At 40.4% G+C, this 16,602-nt stretch carries 14 protein-coding genes; all 14 read left to right on the plus strand.

All coding sequences use genetic code 11. The features are described 5' to 3' along the window. Positions 1-94: 94 nt before the first annotated feature. The 14 genes from BM130_RS00745 to rodA all read left to right on the plus strand — a co-directional run bounded on the left by BM130_RS00745 (position 95) and on the right by rodA (position 16,551). The gene (locus tag BM130_RS00745; protein WP_010526940.1) at positions 95-1,438 is read left to right on the plus strand and encodes a glucose-6-phosphate isomerase; all 1,344 of its coding nucleotides are present in this window, start codon (positions 95-97) and stop codon (positions 1,436-1,438) included. Between the two features lie 307 nt (positions 1,439-1,745). Next, on the plus strand, positions 1,746-2,348 hold the full coding sequence (locus BM130_RS00750) for a TetR/AcrR family transcriptional regulator (RefSeq protein WP_010526939.1): 603 nt from the start codon (positions 1,746-1,748) through the stop codon (positions 2,346-2,348). A gap of 121 nt (positions 2,349-2,469) precedes the next feature. Next, on the plus strand, positions 2,470-3,933 hold the full coding sequence (locus BM130_RS00755; RefSeq protein ID WP_010526938.1) for a TolC family protein: 1,464 nt from the start codon (positions 2,470-2,472) through the stop codon (positions 3,931-3,933). 63 nt (positions 3,934-3,996) lie between these two features. Further along, positions 3,997-4,989 (plus strand): HlyD family secretion protein, encoded by a 993-nt coding sequence (locus BM130_RS00760; protein ID WP_010526937.1) that lies wholly within the window; start codon positions 3,997-3,999, stop codon positions 4,987-4,989. 41 nt (positions 4,990-5,030) lie between these two features. Beyond that, complete coding sequence (locus BM130_RS00765) at positions 5,031-6,215, plus strand: ABC transporter permease (protein WP_010526936.1); 1,185 nt, start codon at positions 5,031-5,033, stop codon at positions 6,213-6,215. A 12-nt stretch (positions 6,216-6,227) separates the two neighbouring features. Then, the gene (locus tag BM130_RS00770) at positions 6,228-7,439 is read left to right on the plus strand and encodes an ABC transporter permease (protein WP_010526935.1); all 1,212 of its coding nucleotides are present in this window, start codon (positions 6,228-6,230) and stop codon (positions 7,437-7,439) included. A gap of 370 nt (positions 7,440-7,809) precedes the next feature. Beyond that, positions 7,810-8,298: a hypothetical protein gene (locus BM130_RS15525; protein WP_202796515.1), complete on the plus strand. Its 489-nt coding sequence runs from the start codon at positions 7,810-7,812 to the stop codon at positions 8,296-8,298. A gap of 55 nt (positions 8,299-8,353) precedes the next feature. Next, positions 8,354-9,241: an amidohydrolase family protein gene (locus BM130_RS15530; protein WP_202796514.1), complete on the plus strand. Its 888-nt coding sequence runs from the start codon at positions 8,354-8,356 to the stop codon at positions 9,239-9,241. A 113-nt stretch (positions 9,242-9,354) separates the two neighbouring features. Further along, entirely contained in the window at positions 9,355-10,881 is a 1,527-nt protein-coding gene (purH, locus tag BM130_RS00785) for a bifunctional phosphoribosylaminoimidazolecarboxamide formyltransferase/IMP cyclohydrolase (protein WP_010526933.1), read from the plus strand. Between the two features lie 21 nt (positions 10,882-10,902). Next, a complete protein-coding gene (locus BM130_RS00790) occupies positions 10,903-11,925 on the plus strand; it encodes a rod shape-determining protein (protein WP_010526932.1) in 1,023 nt (340 codons plus the stop codon). Between the two features lie 16 nt (positions 11,926-11,941). Next, entirely contained in the window at positions 11,942-12,772 is an 831-nt protein-coding gene (gene mreC, locus BM130_RS00795; RefSeq protein WP_010526931.1) for a rod shape-determining protein MreC, read from the plus strand. Further along, positions 12,765-13,283 carry a rod shape-determining protein MreD gene (gene mreD / locus BM130_RS00800; protein WP_010526930.1) on the plus strand — a complete coding sequence of 173 codons (519 nt, stop codon included), beginning with the start codon at positions 12,765-12,767 and terminating at the stop codon, positions 13,281-13,283. Before mreC ends, mreD begins: the two co-directional genes overlap by 8 nt. A gap of 15 nt (positions 13,284-13,298) precedes the next feature. Then, positions 13,299-15,146 carry a penicillin-binding protein 2 gene (gene mrdA, locus BM130_RS00805; protein ID WP_010526929.1) on the plus strand — a complete coding sequence of 616 codons (1,848 nt, stop codon included), beginning with the start codon at positions 13,299-13,301 and terminating at the stop codon, positions 15,144-15,146. Further along, on the plus strand, positions 15,130-16,551 hold the full coding sequence (rodA, locus tag BM130_RS00810; protein ID WP_010526928.1) for a rod shape-determining protein RodA: 1,422 nt from the start codon (positions 15,130-15,132) through the stop codon (positions 16,549-16,551). The genes mrdA and rodA overlap by 17 nt, the downstream gene beginning before the upstream one ends. Positions 16,552-16,602 lie beyond the last annotated feature (51 nt).

Below are 16,602 nucleotides of genomic sequence, written 5' to 3' on the forward strand. Positions count from 1 at the left end.
AACCAGTTTTTAGCATTGGAAAACTGTTCATGACTTTTAAACGCAATTCAATCGAATAACTATAAATTAAGCATCATAAAAAAAGAAATAAATTATGAAAAACCTTGCCATTGATGTATCGAATGTAGCCCCGGAGGTTTCCCTTGACCAAATAAATGCCGAAAAAGAGAATGTGCAAAAACATTTGGAAACCCTCATGGCAAAAACAGGAAAAGGAAATGATTTCCTGGGATGGGTAGACTTGCCTGCAGAAATTTCTGCAGACCATCTGAAGTCTATTGAAGCTACTGCCGAACGTTTGCGTAATAAAGCCGATTATGTGGTAGTTACCGGCATTGGCGGAAGCTATTTGGGTGCACGTGCCGTTATTGATGCCCTCAATGATTCCTTTGACCACCTGAAAGGTGAACGTAAAAATCCCGTCATTCTTTATGCCGGCCATAACATTAGTGAAGACTATACTTATGAATTACTGGAATTACTGAAAGATAAATCGTTTGGCATCATTGTTATATCCAAATCGGGGACAACTACCGAACCGGCCATCGCATTCAGAGTTCTTAAAGAATTACTGGAAACAAAATACGATAAAAGTGAAGTTAAAGAACGTATCGTAGCCATTACTGACGCAAAGAAGGGTGCCCTTCGTACCCTTGCCGAACAGGAAGGCTACGAAACCTTTGTTATTCCCGACGATGTAGGTGGCCGATATTCGGTATTAACACCGGTAGGACTTTTACCTATTGCCGTAGCCGGTTTTAGCATCAGTGAATTGGTAAGGGGTGCCAAAACCATGAGAGACCTTACCGGTACTGACGTTCCATTTGACAAAAACCCCTCATCCATTTATGCTGCAACTCGCAACCTGTTATATCAAAAAGGGAAAAAAACAGAAATCTTAGTTAATTATCATCCCAAGCTGCACTACTTTGCTGAATGGTGGAAACAGCTTTACGGCGAAAGCGAAGGAAAAGAGAATAAAGGTATTTTCCCGGCTGCTGTCGACTTCACCACTGACTTGCACAGCATGGGACAGTGGATACAAGAGGGAGAAAGAACCATATTCGAAACTGTAATCAGTGTTGGTGCTGCCCGCCATCGTGTTTTAATTCCCCGCGATGAAGCCAACCTTGATAATTTAAATTATCTGGCAGGGAAGCGCATCGACGAAGTCAACAAGATGGCAGAATTAGGTACTCGTATTGCACATACCGATGGTGGCGTACCCAATATTCGCATTGAACTTCCCGAACTGAATGAATATTATTTGGGACAGATGATTTACTTTTTCGAAAAAGCTTGTGGCATCAGTGGCTACATTCTTGGTGTTAATCCCTTTGACCAACCCGGTGTTGAAGCATATAAGAAAAATATGTTTGCTCTGTTAGGAAAACCGGGATTTGAAAAAGAAACAGAAGCCATCAAAAAACGCTTATAAATAGTTAGTATTATTTAATTTAAGAAGCTGCCTTCAATACTTTGGGCAGCTTCTTTTTTTCAATTGCTAATAAAACAGAAATCCCTTCCAATAAAATTTCTGCCATCCCTTATAACCTCTAATATTCGGCATAATCTTTGCAAACTTTTGTGACACGAAACAGCGTTTGATTTTTCGCTGTTATCCTGTGTGAAAAATAAAAACTAAATCCCAAAAAAACTTAAAAGAAACATTATAAGAACCCTATAATACAAAGTTTTGTACCTTTGTGGAAACCCAAAAAACCAAAAAGGTGTAAATTGGTTTTATGAAAAATCGAATCATAAAAAAGGCGCAAGAACAATTTTTACAGTTTGGATACAGCAGGGTACGCGTATCTGACATCGCCACCGAACTGGCTATTAGTAAAAAAACTGTATACAACCACTTCAAAGGAAAAGAAGAACTACTCTATAGTGTCATAGAAAACTTCCAGGATGAAATAGAGAGCCAACTGGAAGAATTGGAACAAGAACAACGTACCGATTACCGCGACGAAGTGTTCGCTGAATTAGAGGTCGTTGGTAACTGGGTTAACAAGCTGTCTTTATTGTTACACGATTTAAAACGCACCTTTCCTAAAGCATACGAACAGCTTTGGAAAGCAGAACGAGAAATCATCGTGGAACGAACCATGAAAAAACTGGAAAAAGGGGTAAGCTTAGGACTACTGCATGCCGACCAGCGCACTCAAATAGCCATGGTAGTATTCTTGCTTGCTACACAACGTATTGCTGAGCCCGACTTTAAAGATACCATTCCTCAAAAGCTTTTGGAAAACTTACCGGGCGACCCGCGTGAACTGCTTCGCGAGATAGTCCTGTTAATCAGCGAAGGCATTAAACGAAATGACACTAATGATTATGAATAGATTCGTCATTACAGTGAACTATCCATTAATAAATCTATGCTGCATTTATTAACAGCAGCTCGAGGCAAACACAAGACTCATGCGACTTTAAAACTTGTAAAATATCACAAAACAGGAATTCATGAAAAATAGAGCCATGAAACAAAACAGCTTGATAATATTATTCCTGATGCTTCCGGTATTGGCTTATTCCTCGAGCCCATCCGGAGACGAAGAGCAAAGCAAAGATACTTTGTATCTGGACTTCAAAACTTCGGTGGAGTTAATGAATAACCGGAATAAGATGATTGAATCGGCAAGACTGAGTCAAAAAAAGGCTACTCTCGAGAAAAAAGCTACAGCAGGAATGTATTTCCCCAGTATTGGAGCATCGGCAACTTATTCAATAATGAGCGACCCACTGGAGTTAGATTTAACGCCTGTACGGGATGCAATAACACCCCTGTATGAAACCCTTAGCCAATACGGCTCATTTGAACCGGCAGAAGCTTCTGATGCCATTAAAGCAGGATTAACTGCGGGTCTAACACAAATACAAAACGCCGAATGGGTTAAAGAAATTCAGAAAGATCAGTTCGGAATGGCCGATATAAATATTAATTGGCCTTTATATGCCGGTGGTCGTATTCGTTTGGCTAACAAAGCTGCTAAGATATCAATGGAAGAGGCCGACTACCAGTTTGAACACACCTGGTCACAACAACATGTAGAATTGGTACAACGTTATTATGGTCTTCAGCTGACCCGCCAGGTGGCAGACTTACGCAAGGAAGTTATGGACGGCATGGCTCAACACCTTAATGATGCCAACAAGATGAAGGAAAACGGAATGATGGCAGAAGCAGAAAGACTTCATGCCGAAGTGGCATTCGCCGAAGCTGAACGGGAATATAAAAAGGCACTGAAAGACGTGGAACTTATGGAAACAGCCCTGCGCAACACGCTTGCTACAGACAAGCCTTTAATCCCCGTCTCAGAACTTTTTATTATTCCTACTATTAAAGACCGCCAGTATTACATCGATCAAGCTTTGGCTAATAATCCACAATTAAAACTTATCAATGCCAAGAAGAATTTGGCCGATTTAGGCATAAAAAAAGAACGGGCAGCGTTTTTACCCAACATTGCTTTAATGGGCTCTAAAGAAATTTATGAACATGACCTTTCTGAATATATACCCGATTGGTTTATAGGCGTGGGACTTCAAATCAACTTGTTTGACGGGATGACAAAAATAAGAAAAGTCAGCGCAGCCAAAGTACAAAAACAACAGGTTGTAACCCTGGAAGAAAAAGCCAGACAAGACATTACAACCCTTGTCACAAAAGTGTATCAGGAACTACAAAAAGCTTTGGAAGAATATCAATCGACCGAAACCTCTCTGAAATTTGCCGAAGAGTATTATCGGGTACGCAACAAAGCTTTCCGCGAAGGCTTTGCTTCCTCTACCGAGGTCGTAGATGCACGTCTTAATTTATTTAAAGTGCAAACCGAACAACTCAAAGCCATGTACAATTTCGATTTAGCCTGGGCCAGCCTGCTGGCCATCACCGGCAGTAATGAACAATTTTTAGCAGTAGAATAACAACTTAATATATCCATTACCAAGAAAGAAACAATTAAACCAATAACCAATAATATTGAACTTATGAAGCGGAGTAATATTATAGTCTTAATTGCCCTGATAGTTCTTTTAATCCTCTTAACCCTAATAGGTTGGTTTTCCTATCGTCCCGAACCAATGATATTGCAGGGACAGGTAGAAGCTACAGAGATTAAAGTGTCTTCCAAACTAACGGCACGTATCGACAAAAAATTGGTGCGCAAAGGAATGGATGTGAAGAAGGGTGACACCCTACTGTGGCTTTACAGTCCGGAGGTAGAAGCCAAACTGCAGCAGGCTAAAGCGGCCCGAAATGCAGCCTCAGCACAAAACCTGAAAGCTGAAAAAGGAGCTCGTGAAGAACAAATCAGAGCCGCACGAAACGTTTGGCTTAAAGCCAAAGCAGCAGCAGAACTTATGGAAAAAACTTTTGAGCGAATTAACAACCTCTACATGGACGGCGTTGTGCCTGCCCAAAAACGTGATGAGGCTGAAACTCAAATGAAGGCAGCTCAACTTACCGAACAGGCCGCCAAATCAAACTACGACATGGCGCTGGCCGGCACCCGCGAAGAAGATAAATTGGCTGCTCAAGCATTAGTACAACAAGCGGATGGTGCTGTATCTGAAGTAGAAGCTTACCTTAAAGAAAGAATACTGGTAGCGCCCATCGACGGTGAAATTGCCAATGTTTTGGCAGAACAGGGAGAACTTATTGCCGCCGGGTTTCCCGTTATAAGCATTATAGACCTCAACGATGTTTGGGTTACCTTTCACCTGAAAGAAGAACTATTAAGTGCCATGCCCAAAGGAACCAGATTTTTTGCCACAGTTCCCGCGCTCGGTAACGAAAAGATAGAATTCGAAGTAAGTTACCTGCATCCCATGGGAGATTTCGCCACCTGGAGTGCCACTAAAACATCCGGCGATTTCGACATGAAAACATTTGAAGTAAGGGCCGTGCCGGTTAAGCCTGTCGAAGGGTTAAGACCAGGCATGTCGGTTCTGCTAAATTATGATGAGTTGACCAATCAATAACGGGATAAATTACGGCCGTTTAGATTAAAACCATTTATGCAATGATTAAGCAATTACAACACATGGGTTGGTACCGGGTTACGCAAAGAGAATTACGACGCATGAGCAGCCGTCGTTTATACCTCTTGTTAACCCTGGTATTTCCTCTGATATCTATTGGGTTCTTTGTAGCCTTGTTCAGCGGGCAGGTTCCGCGGGATTTGCCTGTCGCAGTTTATGACGGAGACCAGACCAGTACTTCTCGTGCTCTGCTTCGAATGATAGATGCAACGCCTTCCGTTGAAATTGCTTATCAAGTGTCAACACCATTAGAAGGGAAAGCCCATATCGAAGCAATGGATGCCTATGGCATGGTTATTATCCCCGAAGGATTTGAAAAAGATTTGATACGAGGCGACCTGCCAACAGTTAAAAGCTATTATAATAACGCTTTTTTGGTGGCAGGGGGCCTCATCAACAGAGACATCACCACAGCCGTTCGTACATTCGCTGCCGGGGTGAGCTACTCAAAACATGTAAAAAAAGGCGAAGAACCACTGCAAGCCATTGTTAAAGTATCACCGGTAAAGCTGGATAAACATATTCTATTTAATCCCTACACCAGTTATTTTTATTATTTGGTTACCTGCTTTCTTCCTGTGATGCTTCAAATCTTTATCATGTCGTCTGTGGTTTACGCTATTGGCGTGGAACTGAAGGAAGCAACGGCCCTCGAATGGCTCAATACAGCCGGTGGCAATATCATTCATGCACTATCAGGGAAATTATTACCTTACCTTTTTATCTTCGGACTGCTGATGACTCTAACCTATACCATTTTTTTCCAATATTTCCATGTACCGTTAAACGGCAGTCATTTAATATTAGGTTACAACGCAGTACTTTTTGTACTGGCATATATATCCATAGGTATTTTAATAACATCCATATTTCCAAGTGTGCGAATGGCTTTAAGCATAAGTTCGGTATTTGGTGCTTTGGCTTTTACTTTTTCAGGATTAACATTCCCTTACCAGGCAATGTACAAAGCCTATGTGGTAGGTGGCCAAATATTCCCTTTTAGTCATTACCTAAAAGTATTTATTGACCAGGCTTTAAAAGGCGCACCTGTCTCTGCTTCTTTTTCCGGTCTGGTGGCATTAAATCTTTTTCTGCTCATTCCTTTCCTGGTTACCAGACGTCTAAAAAAAATGGCTCAGAATGAAAAATATTGGGGAAAACTTTAAAGCAAGTAACCAATGGGAAAATATTTAGACAAAATAGTTACCGCCCTTCACGAAATGCTGCAGATTTGGCGTGAAGAGTATGAAAAAATATTTACCGACTTTGGGGTAATGCTTCTTTTCTTGGGGGCTACAATTGCATATCCTTTAATATATGCCGGAGCTTATGCGCCCGAAGTATTATCCGACACCCCCATTGCGGTGGTCAACCATGACCAGTCATCTACAAGCAGGGAATTCTTGAGAATGGTTGATGCCACACAACAAATAAAAATTGCTATGGTTAAAGAGGACCTCAACCAAGCCAAACAGGCCTTTTTCGATGGGGAGGTGAATGGAGTATTGGTGATTCCCGAAGATTTCACCAAAGAAGTCATGAGAGGTGAACAAGCCCACATATCTGTTTATTGTGATGGAAGTTATTTCTTACACTACAAACAAGTTTATCAAGGTGTGGCAACCTCTCTTGCAACCCTAAACGCAGGAGTTCAGGTAAAACGATTGATGGCCTCTGGAATGCCCGAAGAGGCTGCAATAAAATCAGCACAGCAAGTCAAATTAAACAGCTATCCGCTTTACAATCCGGCAGGTGGATACGGAAGTTATGTCATGCCGGCTCTTCTTGTATTAATTTTACAACAAACCCTGTTAATGGGTATTGGCATGTTAGGAGGTACCGACCGAGAAAGAAAGGCCTACCACTACCTGGCACCCTATGCCGAACGGCGAGGTGGTGCGATACGCGTCATACTGGGAAAAACAGGAGCATATGTCAGCCTGTATTTCATCCTTGCTTTTTATATGCTTATTTTGGTAACCCGATGGTTTCACATCCCGCAAAACGGGGAGCCATTACATATCCTGTCTTTCATCATTCCCTTTTTACTGGCTTCAGCCTTTCTGGGACTTTTTTTGGCTACCTTTTTTAAGAACCGCGAAGTTTCTATGATTGTACTTCTTTTTACTTCAATACCTTTAATCTTTCTGTCAGGATTCTCCTGGCCATGGGAGTCATTTCCCATAGTCCTTAAATGGTTGGCACAAATTAGTCCATCAACACATGCCATTCGTGGATTCTTAAAAATCAATCAAATGGGAACTACTTTGTACACCGCCGGACACGAATGGATGATTTTGTGGTTTCAAACAATTTTGTTTGCGGTTCTGGCAACTTGGCGCATGAGAAGCATTATCAAACACGCCCGTAATACAAAACAACCTGAGTAAAGAAAGATTAACAACAGGTCTTAAAAAGTTATACTATTCTTTTTAATTTATTACATCGACTTGGTCGCTTGCCCGCAGGCGACTCGGTCGTTTGAAGCCAGGCGACGCAGTGGTTATAGCAATTCAATTTCATCACCCATTGGTGGCAACCCATTTTGATATCCCGTACAAACATCAACCATAAAACAACATTCTGATAACAAAGAACACTACACAAATAGTATTGGATATTTTTATTAACTTATCCACGATTAAAAACTTCCGGTTCAGATAACATGGCTGTTCCTCCCTTTCTCCATCCTGAGATAAAAAACAGGATGATTCATTACCCAAGTTCAAATGAAGAAACAAATCATCAAAAACTCCCAACATGAAGTTAATTAGGCGAATAACCATAACAGCAGGAATTTTAATTGGCTCACTGATCATTATCTTAACGGTCATATTGACGGCAGACAGGATAAAAACCGATTACTTAAGAAAAAAACGCAGTGAATACAACTCCCAAGATTCCTATGTGATAAAAAACATCCAACTAATACCAATGACTGCCGACACAGTGTTGACCGGTAAAATAGTGCACATCAAAAAGGGTATTATCCATGCCATCTACGACTCAACCAACTGGAACATAAGCAACGAAAAGCTTACAGTGGTTGACGGTCAAAACGGATTTCTGTTGCCGGGACTTACAGATATGCATGTACATCTTTGGGACCGCTACGAGCTGGGCCTTTACCTGGCTAACGGGGTAACCACCATTCGTAATGTTTGGGGATTACCTTTCCATTTAAGACTAAAAAAAACAAATAGCAAGAAACAAACTTATTGGTCCACAGTTTTTTACTACCGGACCTGAATATATTGGCGACGACAACCTTCAGATTTTCACCCCACAAGAGGGCAAGGAAAAAGTGCGGTCCTACAAAAAAAGAGGATATGATTTTATTAAAACCTATAATGGGTTACCAGAAGAAATTTTTTCTGCCATCCTGGAGGAAGCTCAATTACTGAATATGGAAGTAGTGGCACATCCTTCTCACAAGGTGCCCTATAATTTTCATTTCCATCCACAAATTATCACTATTGAACATGCAGAAGACATTGTACAGCAGCCTCTAAATTATCAATTAGACACACTAAAGCTTAATGATTTAGTAACCGCATTTGCATCTTCAGAACACACATCGTTTTGCCCGACACTGATAGTATTTTATAATATTTTCAATATGCTCTCCGATAGCCTTATATTGAATAAAAATTTGATATCTTACATAAATCCGGCCATCAAAATGCTGGACAGCAAAGTTCAAATAAACCGGTGGATTTTAGCAAAAACAACGGATTCAACAATAGTAGACCGGATAAAAAAACAACATCTCTTCCATCTTTGGGCCATAAAACAATTGCATGATGCCGGTGTCAACATTGTATGCGGAACCGATGCAGGTATCGGAATTACAGTACCGGGATTTTCCATCCATCAGGAATTGGCTCTTTACCAACAAGCCGGACTCTCTAATTTCGAAGTCATTCAAACCGCAACGGTTAACGTATCAAAGACTCATCATTTACTAAAAAACATTGGCACCATTGAAGTTGGGAAAACGGCTAATCTCATCCTTCTCAAAAAAAGTCCGCTTAAAAACCTTAATGCGCTCAGAAAACCGCAATTGGTAATTACTAATGGAACCATAATCACCCGAAAAAGCCTGGATAATTTCGAAATAAAAGCCAAAAACAGAAGGAACTTCCTGGCAACCACCATTCGATACCTGGAAAATTATTTGGTGGAACAATGACCATTAAAATTTGCCACAATTTTCCGTTCCCCATTATAAATTACCACCCTTTTATTGGTAAATATTCTCTTTTTCTTAATTTTGCGTCAATCCAAACGACCAACAAAAAAATAATGACGGAAACAAAAAAAATTAAATCGGCCCTAATCTCTGTTTATCACAAAGAGGGACTCGACAAAATAGTTAAATCACTAAATAATTTAGGTGTAAAGATTTATTCTACCGGTGGTACCCAATCATTTATACAGGAGTTAGGAATCGAAGTAACTGCTGTTGAAACCCTTACCGGTTATCCATCCATACTGGGCGGAAGAGTTAAAACCCTTCATCCCAAGATATTTGGAGGAATTCTTGGAAGAAGAGATGAGTCTGGCGACATACAACAAATGAATGAATATGATATTCCGGAAATTGACCTGATTATAGTTGATCTATATCCTTTTGAAGAGACCGTTGCGTCGGGAGCGTCACACTCTGAAATCATTGAAAAGATAGATATCGGGGGGATATCACTTATCCGAGCTGCAGCAAAAAACTATCATGATGTGGTAATTGTTCCTTCTCAAAAGCAGTACCCTAAATTGCAAGAGATATTGGATGGAAAAAAAGGAGAAACTTCTTTAGAAGATCGACAATTCTTTGCCACAGCAGCATTTGCAGTATCTTCGGCTTACGATATTGCCATCTTCAATTACTTCAATAAAGAAAATACTTTTCAGGCATACCGGCATGCCTATGATGACAGTAAGCCGCTTCGGTACGGCGAAAATCCGCACCAAAAAGGAACCTATTTTGGAGACTTCAATAAATTCTTCGACCAATTACACGGCAAAGAAATATCCTACAATAATCTGTTGGATATAGATGCAGCCGTTTCATTAATGTCTGATTTTACAGAGACCACAATAGCTATATTGAAACACAATAATGCCTGCGGATTGGCATCACGAGACAGCTTGCTGGATGCCTGGAATGATGCTCTGGCAGGAGATCCTGTCTCGGCCTTCGGTGGGATTATTATCTCCAACCGTAATATAAGCGCCGAGGTTGCCGAAGAAATAAACAAAATATTTTTCGAAGTAATTATTGCCCCTGGCTATGATGAAAAGGCCCTGCAAATACTAAAACAAAAGAAAAATCGCATCATCTTGGTACAAAAAACCTCTGAACTTTCGACGCTTTGTTCACGTAACCTTTTAGATGGTTTATTAGTACAAGAAAGAGATGTGAAGAGCGAAACCAAAGAGTCCCTTAAAACAGTCACCAATTCTGCTCCGAACGAAAAAGAAATTGAAGATCTTCTTTTTGCCAACAAAATAGTCAAGCATTCCAAATCCAATGCTATTGTTCTGGCAAAAAACAAGCAATTAATTGGGAGTGGAATTGGGCAAACATCCAGAGTCGACGCATTAAAACAAGCCATAGCCAAAGCCAAGGCTTTTGAATTCGATTTGGAAGGCGCTGTAATGGCTTCTGATGCATTTTTCCCGTTTTCCGATTCTGTGGAGATTGCTCATGAAGCTGGCATAAAAGCTGTCATTCAGCCCGGGGGGTCAATAAGGGATAAAGACTCTATTGAATTTTGCAATGCCCATCAGATGTCGATGGTTTTTACCGGAACACGTCACTTTAAACATTAATCATTTTAAGCAGCAAGTAACATGGGATTATTTTCGTTTTTATCTCAGGAACTGGCAATGGATTTGGGAACTGCCAACACCATAATCATCCAAAACGACAAAATAGTACTGGATGAGCCCAGTATCGTGGCGCTGAACCGTCGCACCGACAAGCTGGTGGCTATAGGTGAGAAGGCTCGACAAATGCATGGGAAAACGCATGATAACATATATACCATTCGACCACTTAGAGATGGTGTCATTGCTGATTTCAACGCCGCTGAACAAATGATCAGAGGCATGATAAAAATGATCACCCCCAAAAATCAAATTTTCACACCTTCTCTCACCATTGTCATTTGTGTCCCTTCCGGAAGCACCGAAGTTGAATTGAGAGCGGTTAGGGATTCGGGGGAACACGCCGGCGGCCGTGAAGTTTACATGATTTACGAGCCGATGGCGGCTGCTTTGGGTATTGGGCTGGATGTAGAAGCCCCGGAAGGTAATATGGTGGTAGATATAGGTGGTGGGACAACCGAAATTGCTGTCATCTCTTTAGGTGGAATTGTTACCAATAAATCCATACGTATCGCCGGCGACGACCTTACAGCCGATATAATGGAATACATGCGTCGGCAACATAACATCAAAATTGGAGAACGAACCGCCGAAGAAATAAAAATTAGTGTGGGGTCGGCACTCCCCGAATTGGATGATCCCCCGGCCGACTATATAGTTCAGGGCCCCAATCAAATGACGGCCTTACCCATGGAAGTTCCGGTTTCTTATCAAGAGATATCCCATTGTCTTGAAAAATCCATTTCCAAAATGGAAACGGCTATTTTAAGTGCCTTAGAACAAACCCCGCCCGAACTTTATGCCGATATCGTGAAAAACGGCATTTATTTAGCGGGGGGCGGCGCTTTGCTCAGAGGCCTCGATAAACGTTTGACCGATAAAATAAATATCCCTTTCCATATCGCCGAAGACCCATTACATGCCGTAGCCCGAGGTACAGGTATAGCGCTTAAAAACAGACATAGATTTTCATTCCTAATGAGATGATAATTAATTTAGACTGATGAGAAACTTTTTCCGTTTCATCATTCGATACCATTTTTTGCTGTTATTTCTTTTATTGGAAGTCATCAGCTTTTCTTTAATTTTTAATTTTAATCATTATCATAGGAGTGTATATTTAAGTTCCTGTAATAAAATTTCGGGTTATTTATATGAACATTATAGTTCTATTATTCAATATTTTCAACTTAAGAAGATTAATGAAGAATTGGCGCTGGAGAATTCAGAGTTAAGAAACCGTCTTGAAAAAATTACCCATTCCCTGCCTGTCATCACTCGGTTTACAATTGACACCATTGGAAATCAACATTATCGATATATTCCTGCCAGGGTTATTAATAACTCGGTCAATAAACACTTCAATTATCTTACACTGAACAAAGGAACAGCTGATGGAATCAAACCCGATATGGGTGTCATTTCTCCGAGAGGGTTGGTTGGTGTGGTGCTAAATGCCTCAAATCATTATGCTACCGTTATATCCTTATTAAACGCCCGTTTGCACATCTCTGCCCGAATACGAGAATCAGGTTTTTTTGGGTCTTTAAACTGGGAAGGGGTAAATTATCGATATGCTAAGCTTTCTGGCATTCCTGCTCATGCAGCCCCATCGGTTGGTGATGCTGTGGTTACCAGTGGTTACTCTGCTATCTTCCCTGAAGATATATTAATTGGTACCATAGATCAAATATCTATCGATCCCGGTGAAAGTTTTTATGACATCAAAGTCTTATTATCGGTCGATTTTAAGCAATTGCAATACGTCCATGTGGTAGAGAAAGTGGGTGTGGAAGAACAACGAGAACTTGAAAACCTCATTGAAAATGATTAATTGGTTGCCTCGATACTTGTTCAATTTTGTAGCGTTTGTGCTCATCCAGGTATTATTACTGAATAATCTTCAGTTAAGCAGCTTCATGAACCCTTATTTATATATCCTATTTATAATTACGCTTCCCTTTTCTACCCCAAGATGGCTCCTTATGATCTTTGGGTTTATTACCGGACTGGTTATCGACATATTTATGAACACATTGGGCATTCATGCCTCCGCAACCGTATTTATATCATTTTTAAGACCTTTCATTCTAAGTTCATTTTCTCCCCGTGATGGGTACCAAACAGGGACGCTACCCGTTCCCGCAGACTATGGCTTCGGATGGTTTTTTAAATATTCATTGATAATGGTTACTACGCACCATTTGTTTTTATTTTATGTTGAAGCGTTTAACCGGGAAGATTTTTTCTCTATCTTATGGAAAAGTATTGTAAGTACTATCGCATCCATGATTTTTATAATTATTGCCATGCTTTTTGCTAAAAACAAATCAGGTGTCAATTAAAAAAATTTTGAATAAGTGGGAAATCTCAATAATCGCACCATTATAATAAGCCTCATTATAATTGTTGTGGCAATTATCTTTAGCATAAAACTATTTTTGCTTCAGGTGTTTGATCCCTCTTACAAGTTTTCGGCAGAGAGTAATACCCGTAGAAAAATAACCGAATATCCGGCACGGGGTCTTATCTTCGATCGTAATAATAAGCTCCTGGTTTCCAATCAGGCAGTGTACGACATAATGGTCGTTCCCAACGAAATAGAGAAAATTGATACTTTAGCCCTGGCCCAATCTATGGGAATTGACATTGAGGAGGTGAAGGACTTGTTCCGCAAGATGAATGAGAATTTGAGAGCCAGGAAGATTTCTTCCTTCCGACCCTCGGTTTTTTATAAACAGATGCCGGCCGCACAATATGGTTTTTTCCAAGAAAAACTTTTCAAATTCAAAGGTTTTTATGGTCAACGACGTATTGTCCGAAACTATGAATACCCCATAGCTGCCAATATTTTGGGATATCTTGGTGAAATAAGTGAAGAAGAACTAAAAAAGCAACCCTATTATAGCCAGGGCGACTATTGGGGCATAAGCGGTGTTGAAAAAGTTTATGAAAAAGCATTACGCGGGGAAAAGGGTGCTAAATATGTACTGGTTGATGTACATGGTCGGCAAAAAGGATCCTTTAGAGAAGGTAAGTTTGATATTCCGGCTGTTTCAGGAAAAAATTTAACCTTAACTATCGACCGGGAACTTCAAGAGTACGGCGAACTTTTAATGCAAAACAAGATTGGAAGCATTGTCGCCATAGAACCCTCTACCGGCGAAATTTTAGCCATGGTGTCATCACCATCTTATGACCCATCAATGCTGGTAGGTAGAAACCGCAATAAGAACTTTCCCATTTTAGCGAATGACACCTTGTATCCCCTTTTCAACCGACCACTGCAATCGGGATATCCCCCGGGCTCTACCTTTAAAACCATTAATGCTTTAATTGGATTACAAGAAGGGGTCTTACAACCTCATAACCGGTACGAGTGTTTCATGGGATACCATACTCCTGCGCTATCGGTTGGCTGCCACTATCATATTAGTCCGCTCGACTTACCTCAATCCATTCAAATGTCGTGCAACGCCTATTATTGTCATGTCTTCCGCAATATTCTGGATAACCCTCAATATGGATCGGCCAAAAAAGGACTCAACGTTTGGAAAGATTATCTTGTAAAGTTTGGCTTTGGTTATCGCTTAGGAACCGACTTAAGCAACGAAGCCCGCGGGTTCATTCCGAACAGTGATTATTATGACCAAATATATAACGGTAGTTGGGGATCGCTGACGGTAGTATCACTAGCCATAGGACAAGGCGAATTATTAACAACCCCGCTTCAAATGGCCAATATGACTGCAGCTATAGCCAACAGAGGGTATTGGTACACACCTCATGTTGCAAAAGATATTGAAAATGATACTATCCCATCACGTTTTCTGGAACCACATTTTGTAGATATAGACTCCTCATATTTTGAACCTGTTATTAAAGGGATGGAGCTTGCAATATGGGGTGGCGAAGGAAGTACCGCACGCATTGCCCAAATACCGGGCATTTCAATCTGCGGGAAAACCGGAACCGCTCAAAACCCGCACGGTGAAGACCATAGTATCTTTATTGCTTTTGCACCCAAAGAGGACCCCCTAATTGCAGTAGCAACCTACGTTGAAAACGGCTCTTTTGGCTCAACATATGGTGCTCCAATTGCAAGTCTGATTATTGAAAAGTATCTTACAGGTCAAATCCATCGTAGTAGAAAGTGGATAGAAAAACGAATGTTAGAAGCAGATCTAATTCATGAACGCAACAGGTAAATCATATCGAAATATTGATTGGATAACCGTATTCATCTATTCCTTAATGGTTATTTTTGGTTGGCTGAACATTTTTGCCGCCAATTTTGATCCCGAATCCAATTCATTATGGGCCATTTCAACTGAACCTGTCAAGCAATTAATATGGATTGGCGTGTCACTGGTTACTATCGGTATTATTTTTCTTATCGACAGTAAATTTTTTGTGGAATTTGCCTACATATTTTTAGGGCTTTCCATAGCAATGCTTTTAATGGCCCTTTTGTTCGGAATGGAAATCAATGGGGCAAAGGCATGGTTCAAAATAGGGTTCGTTCGGTTTCAGCCTGCCGAGTTAACCAAAGTTGCGGCAAGTCTTGCTTTGGCTCGGGTAATGAGTCGTTACGGTTTTCAAATGAATAAGATCCGCCACATTTTAAAAGTGGGATTGGTGGTGCTTTTGCCCGCCCTAATCATTTTGCTGCAAAATGACACCGGTTCGGCTTTGGTTTATTTCTCTTTTTTTCTGGTCCTTTTTCGCGAAGGGATGCCCCCGGTAATTCTTTTCCTGGGCTTTTTGGCATTAATAGTCTTTATTTTATCACTTTTATTTAATACCCTTTTCATTTTAATCGGTTTATTCTTTCTTTTTACTGCATTTGTCTTTTATTCAGTTCAAAAAAAACTAGCCATCATTTCATTAAGCATAACAATTATTGCTTTTTCTCTTATAACAGGCATCTCTTTTTTCTTAGAAAATAAACTCGGATATGTACTGCCTTTAATTCTTAGTATAAGCCTCACATCTATTTTTTTGGTGATTCAATCGTTTTTCAGGCGTCTGCCGCGACTGGGCACTGGTTTATTGATTCTGTGGCTTATGATTGCTTATACCTATTCTAATAATTATGTGTTTAATTCAGTACTTTCCGATTATCAGCGAAATAGAATTTTAGTAGTACTAGGAATAGAAAACGATCCTCTGGGAGTCGGCTATAACGTTAACCAGTCTAAAATAGCCATTGGTTCCGGGGGCTTTGCCGGAAAAGGTTTTTTGCAGGGTACACAAACCAAATTCGATTTTGTGCCGGAACAAAGTACCGATTTTATTTTTTGCACCGTAGGTGAAGAATGGGGCTTTTTAGGAACGGTTTCGGTTCTGGCATTATTTCTGTCTCTTTTGCTGAGGATAATATTTTTGGCTGAACGACAGCATTCCGCTTTCAGTCGTATTTACGGATATTGCGTTGTCTCCATTTTCTTCGTGCATATGGCCATCAATATAGGAATGACTATTGGGCTGGCACCCGTTATAGGTATTCCTCTGCCCTTTTTCAGCTATGGGGGGTCATCCTTCTGGGGTTTTACCCTATTATTGTTCATTTTTCTAAAATTAGACACTAACCGTAATGAATTAATAAGATAAAATGAGCATCGAAACCCTTTGATTTGCATCAGTTAATTATTTTATGCCCAA

Origin of the sequence: Thermophagus xiamenensis, from assembly GCF_900112795.1 — a bacterium.
Lineage (GTDB): Bacteria > Bacteroidota > Bacteroidia > Bacteroidales > Marinilabiliaceae > Thermophagus > Thermophagus xiamenensis.

Excerpts from the sequence above, each read along its gene's own strand:
- BM130_RS00790 (WP_010526932.1), top strand. The coding sequence starts at position 10,903 with ATGGGATTATTTTCGTTTTTATCTCAGGAACTGGCAATGGATTTGGGA.
- BM130_RS00755 (WP_010526938.1), top strand. The coding sequence starts at position 2,470 with ATGAAAAATAGAGCCATGAAACAAAACAGCTTGATAATATTATTCCTG.
- rodA (WP_010526928.1), top strand. The coding sequence starts at position 15,130 with ATGAACGCAACAGGTAAATCATATCGAAATATTGATTGGATAACCGTA.
- BM130_RS00750 (WP_010526939.1), top strand. The coding sequence starts at position 1,746 with ATGAAAAATCGAATCATAAAAAAGGCGCAAGAACAATTTTTACAGTTT.
- BM130_RS00765 (WP_010526936.1), top strand. The coding sequence starts at position 5,031 with ATGATTAAGCAATTACAACACATGGGTTGGTACCGGGTTACGCAAAGA.
- BM130_RS00770 (WP_010526935.1), top strand. The coding sequence starts at position 6,228 with ATGGGAAAATATTTAGACAAAATAGTTACCGCCCTTCACGAAATGCTG.
- mreD (WP_010526930.1), top strand. The coding sequence starts at position 12,765 with ATGATTAATTGGTTGCCTCGATACTTGTTCAATTTTGTAGCGTTTGTG.
- purH (WP_010526933.1), top strand. The coding sequence starts at position 9,355 with ATGACGGAAACAAAAAAAATTAAATCGGCCCTAATCTCTGTTTATCAC.
- mreC (WP_010526931.1), top strand. The coding sequence starts at position 11,942 with ATGAGAAACTTTTTCCGTTTCATCATTCGATACCATTTTTTGCTGTTA.
- BM130_RS00760 (WP_010526937.1), top strand. The coding sequence starts at position 3,997 with ATGAAGCGGAGTAATATTATAGTCTTAATTGCCCTGATAGTTCTTTTA.
- BM130_RS00745 (WP_010526940.1), top strand. The coding sequence starts at position 95 with ATGAAAAACCTTGCCATTGATGTATCGAATGTAGCCCCGGAGGTTTCC.
- BM130_RS15525 (WP_202796515.1), top strand. The coding sequence starts at position 7,810 with ATGAAGTTAATTAGGCGAATAACCATAACAGCAGGAATTTTAATTGGC.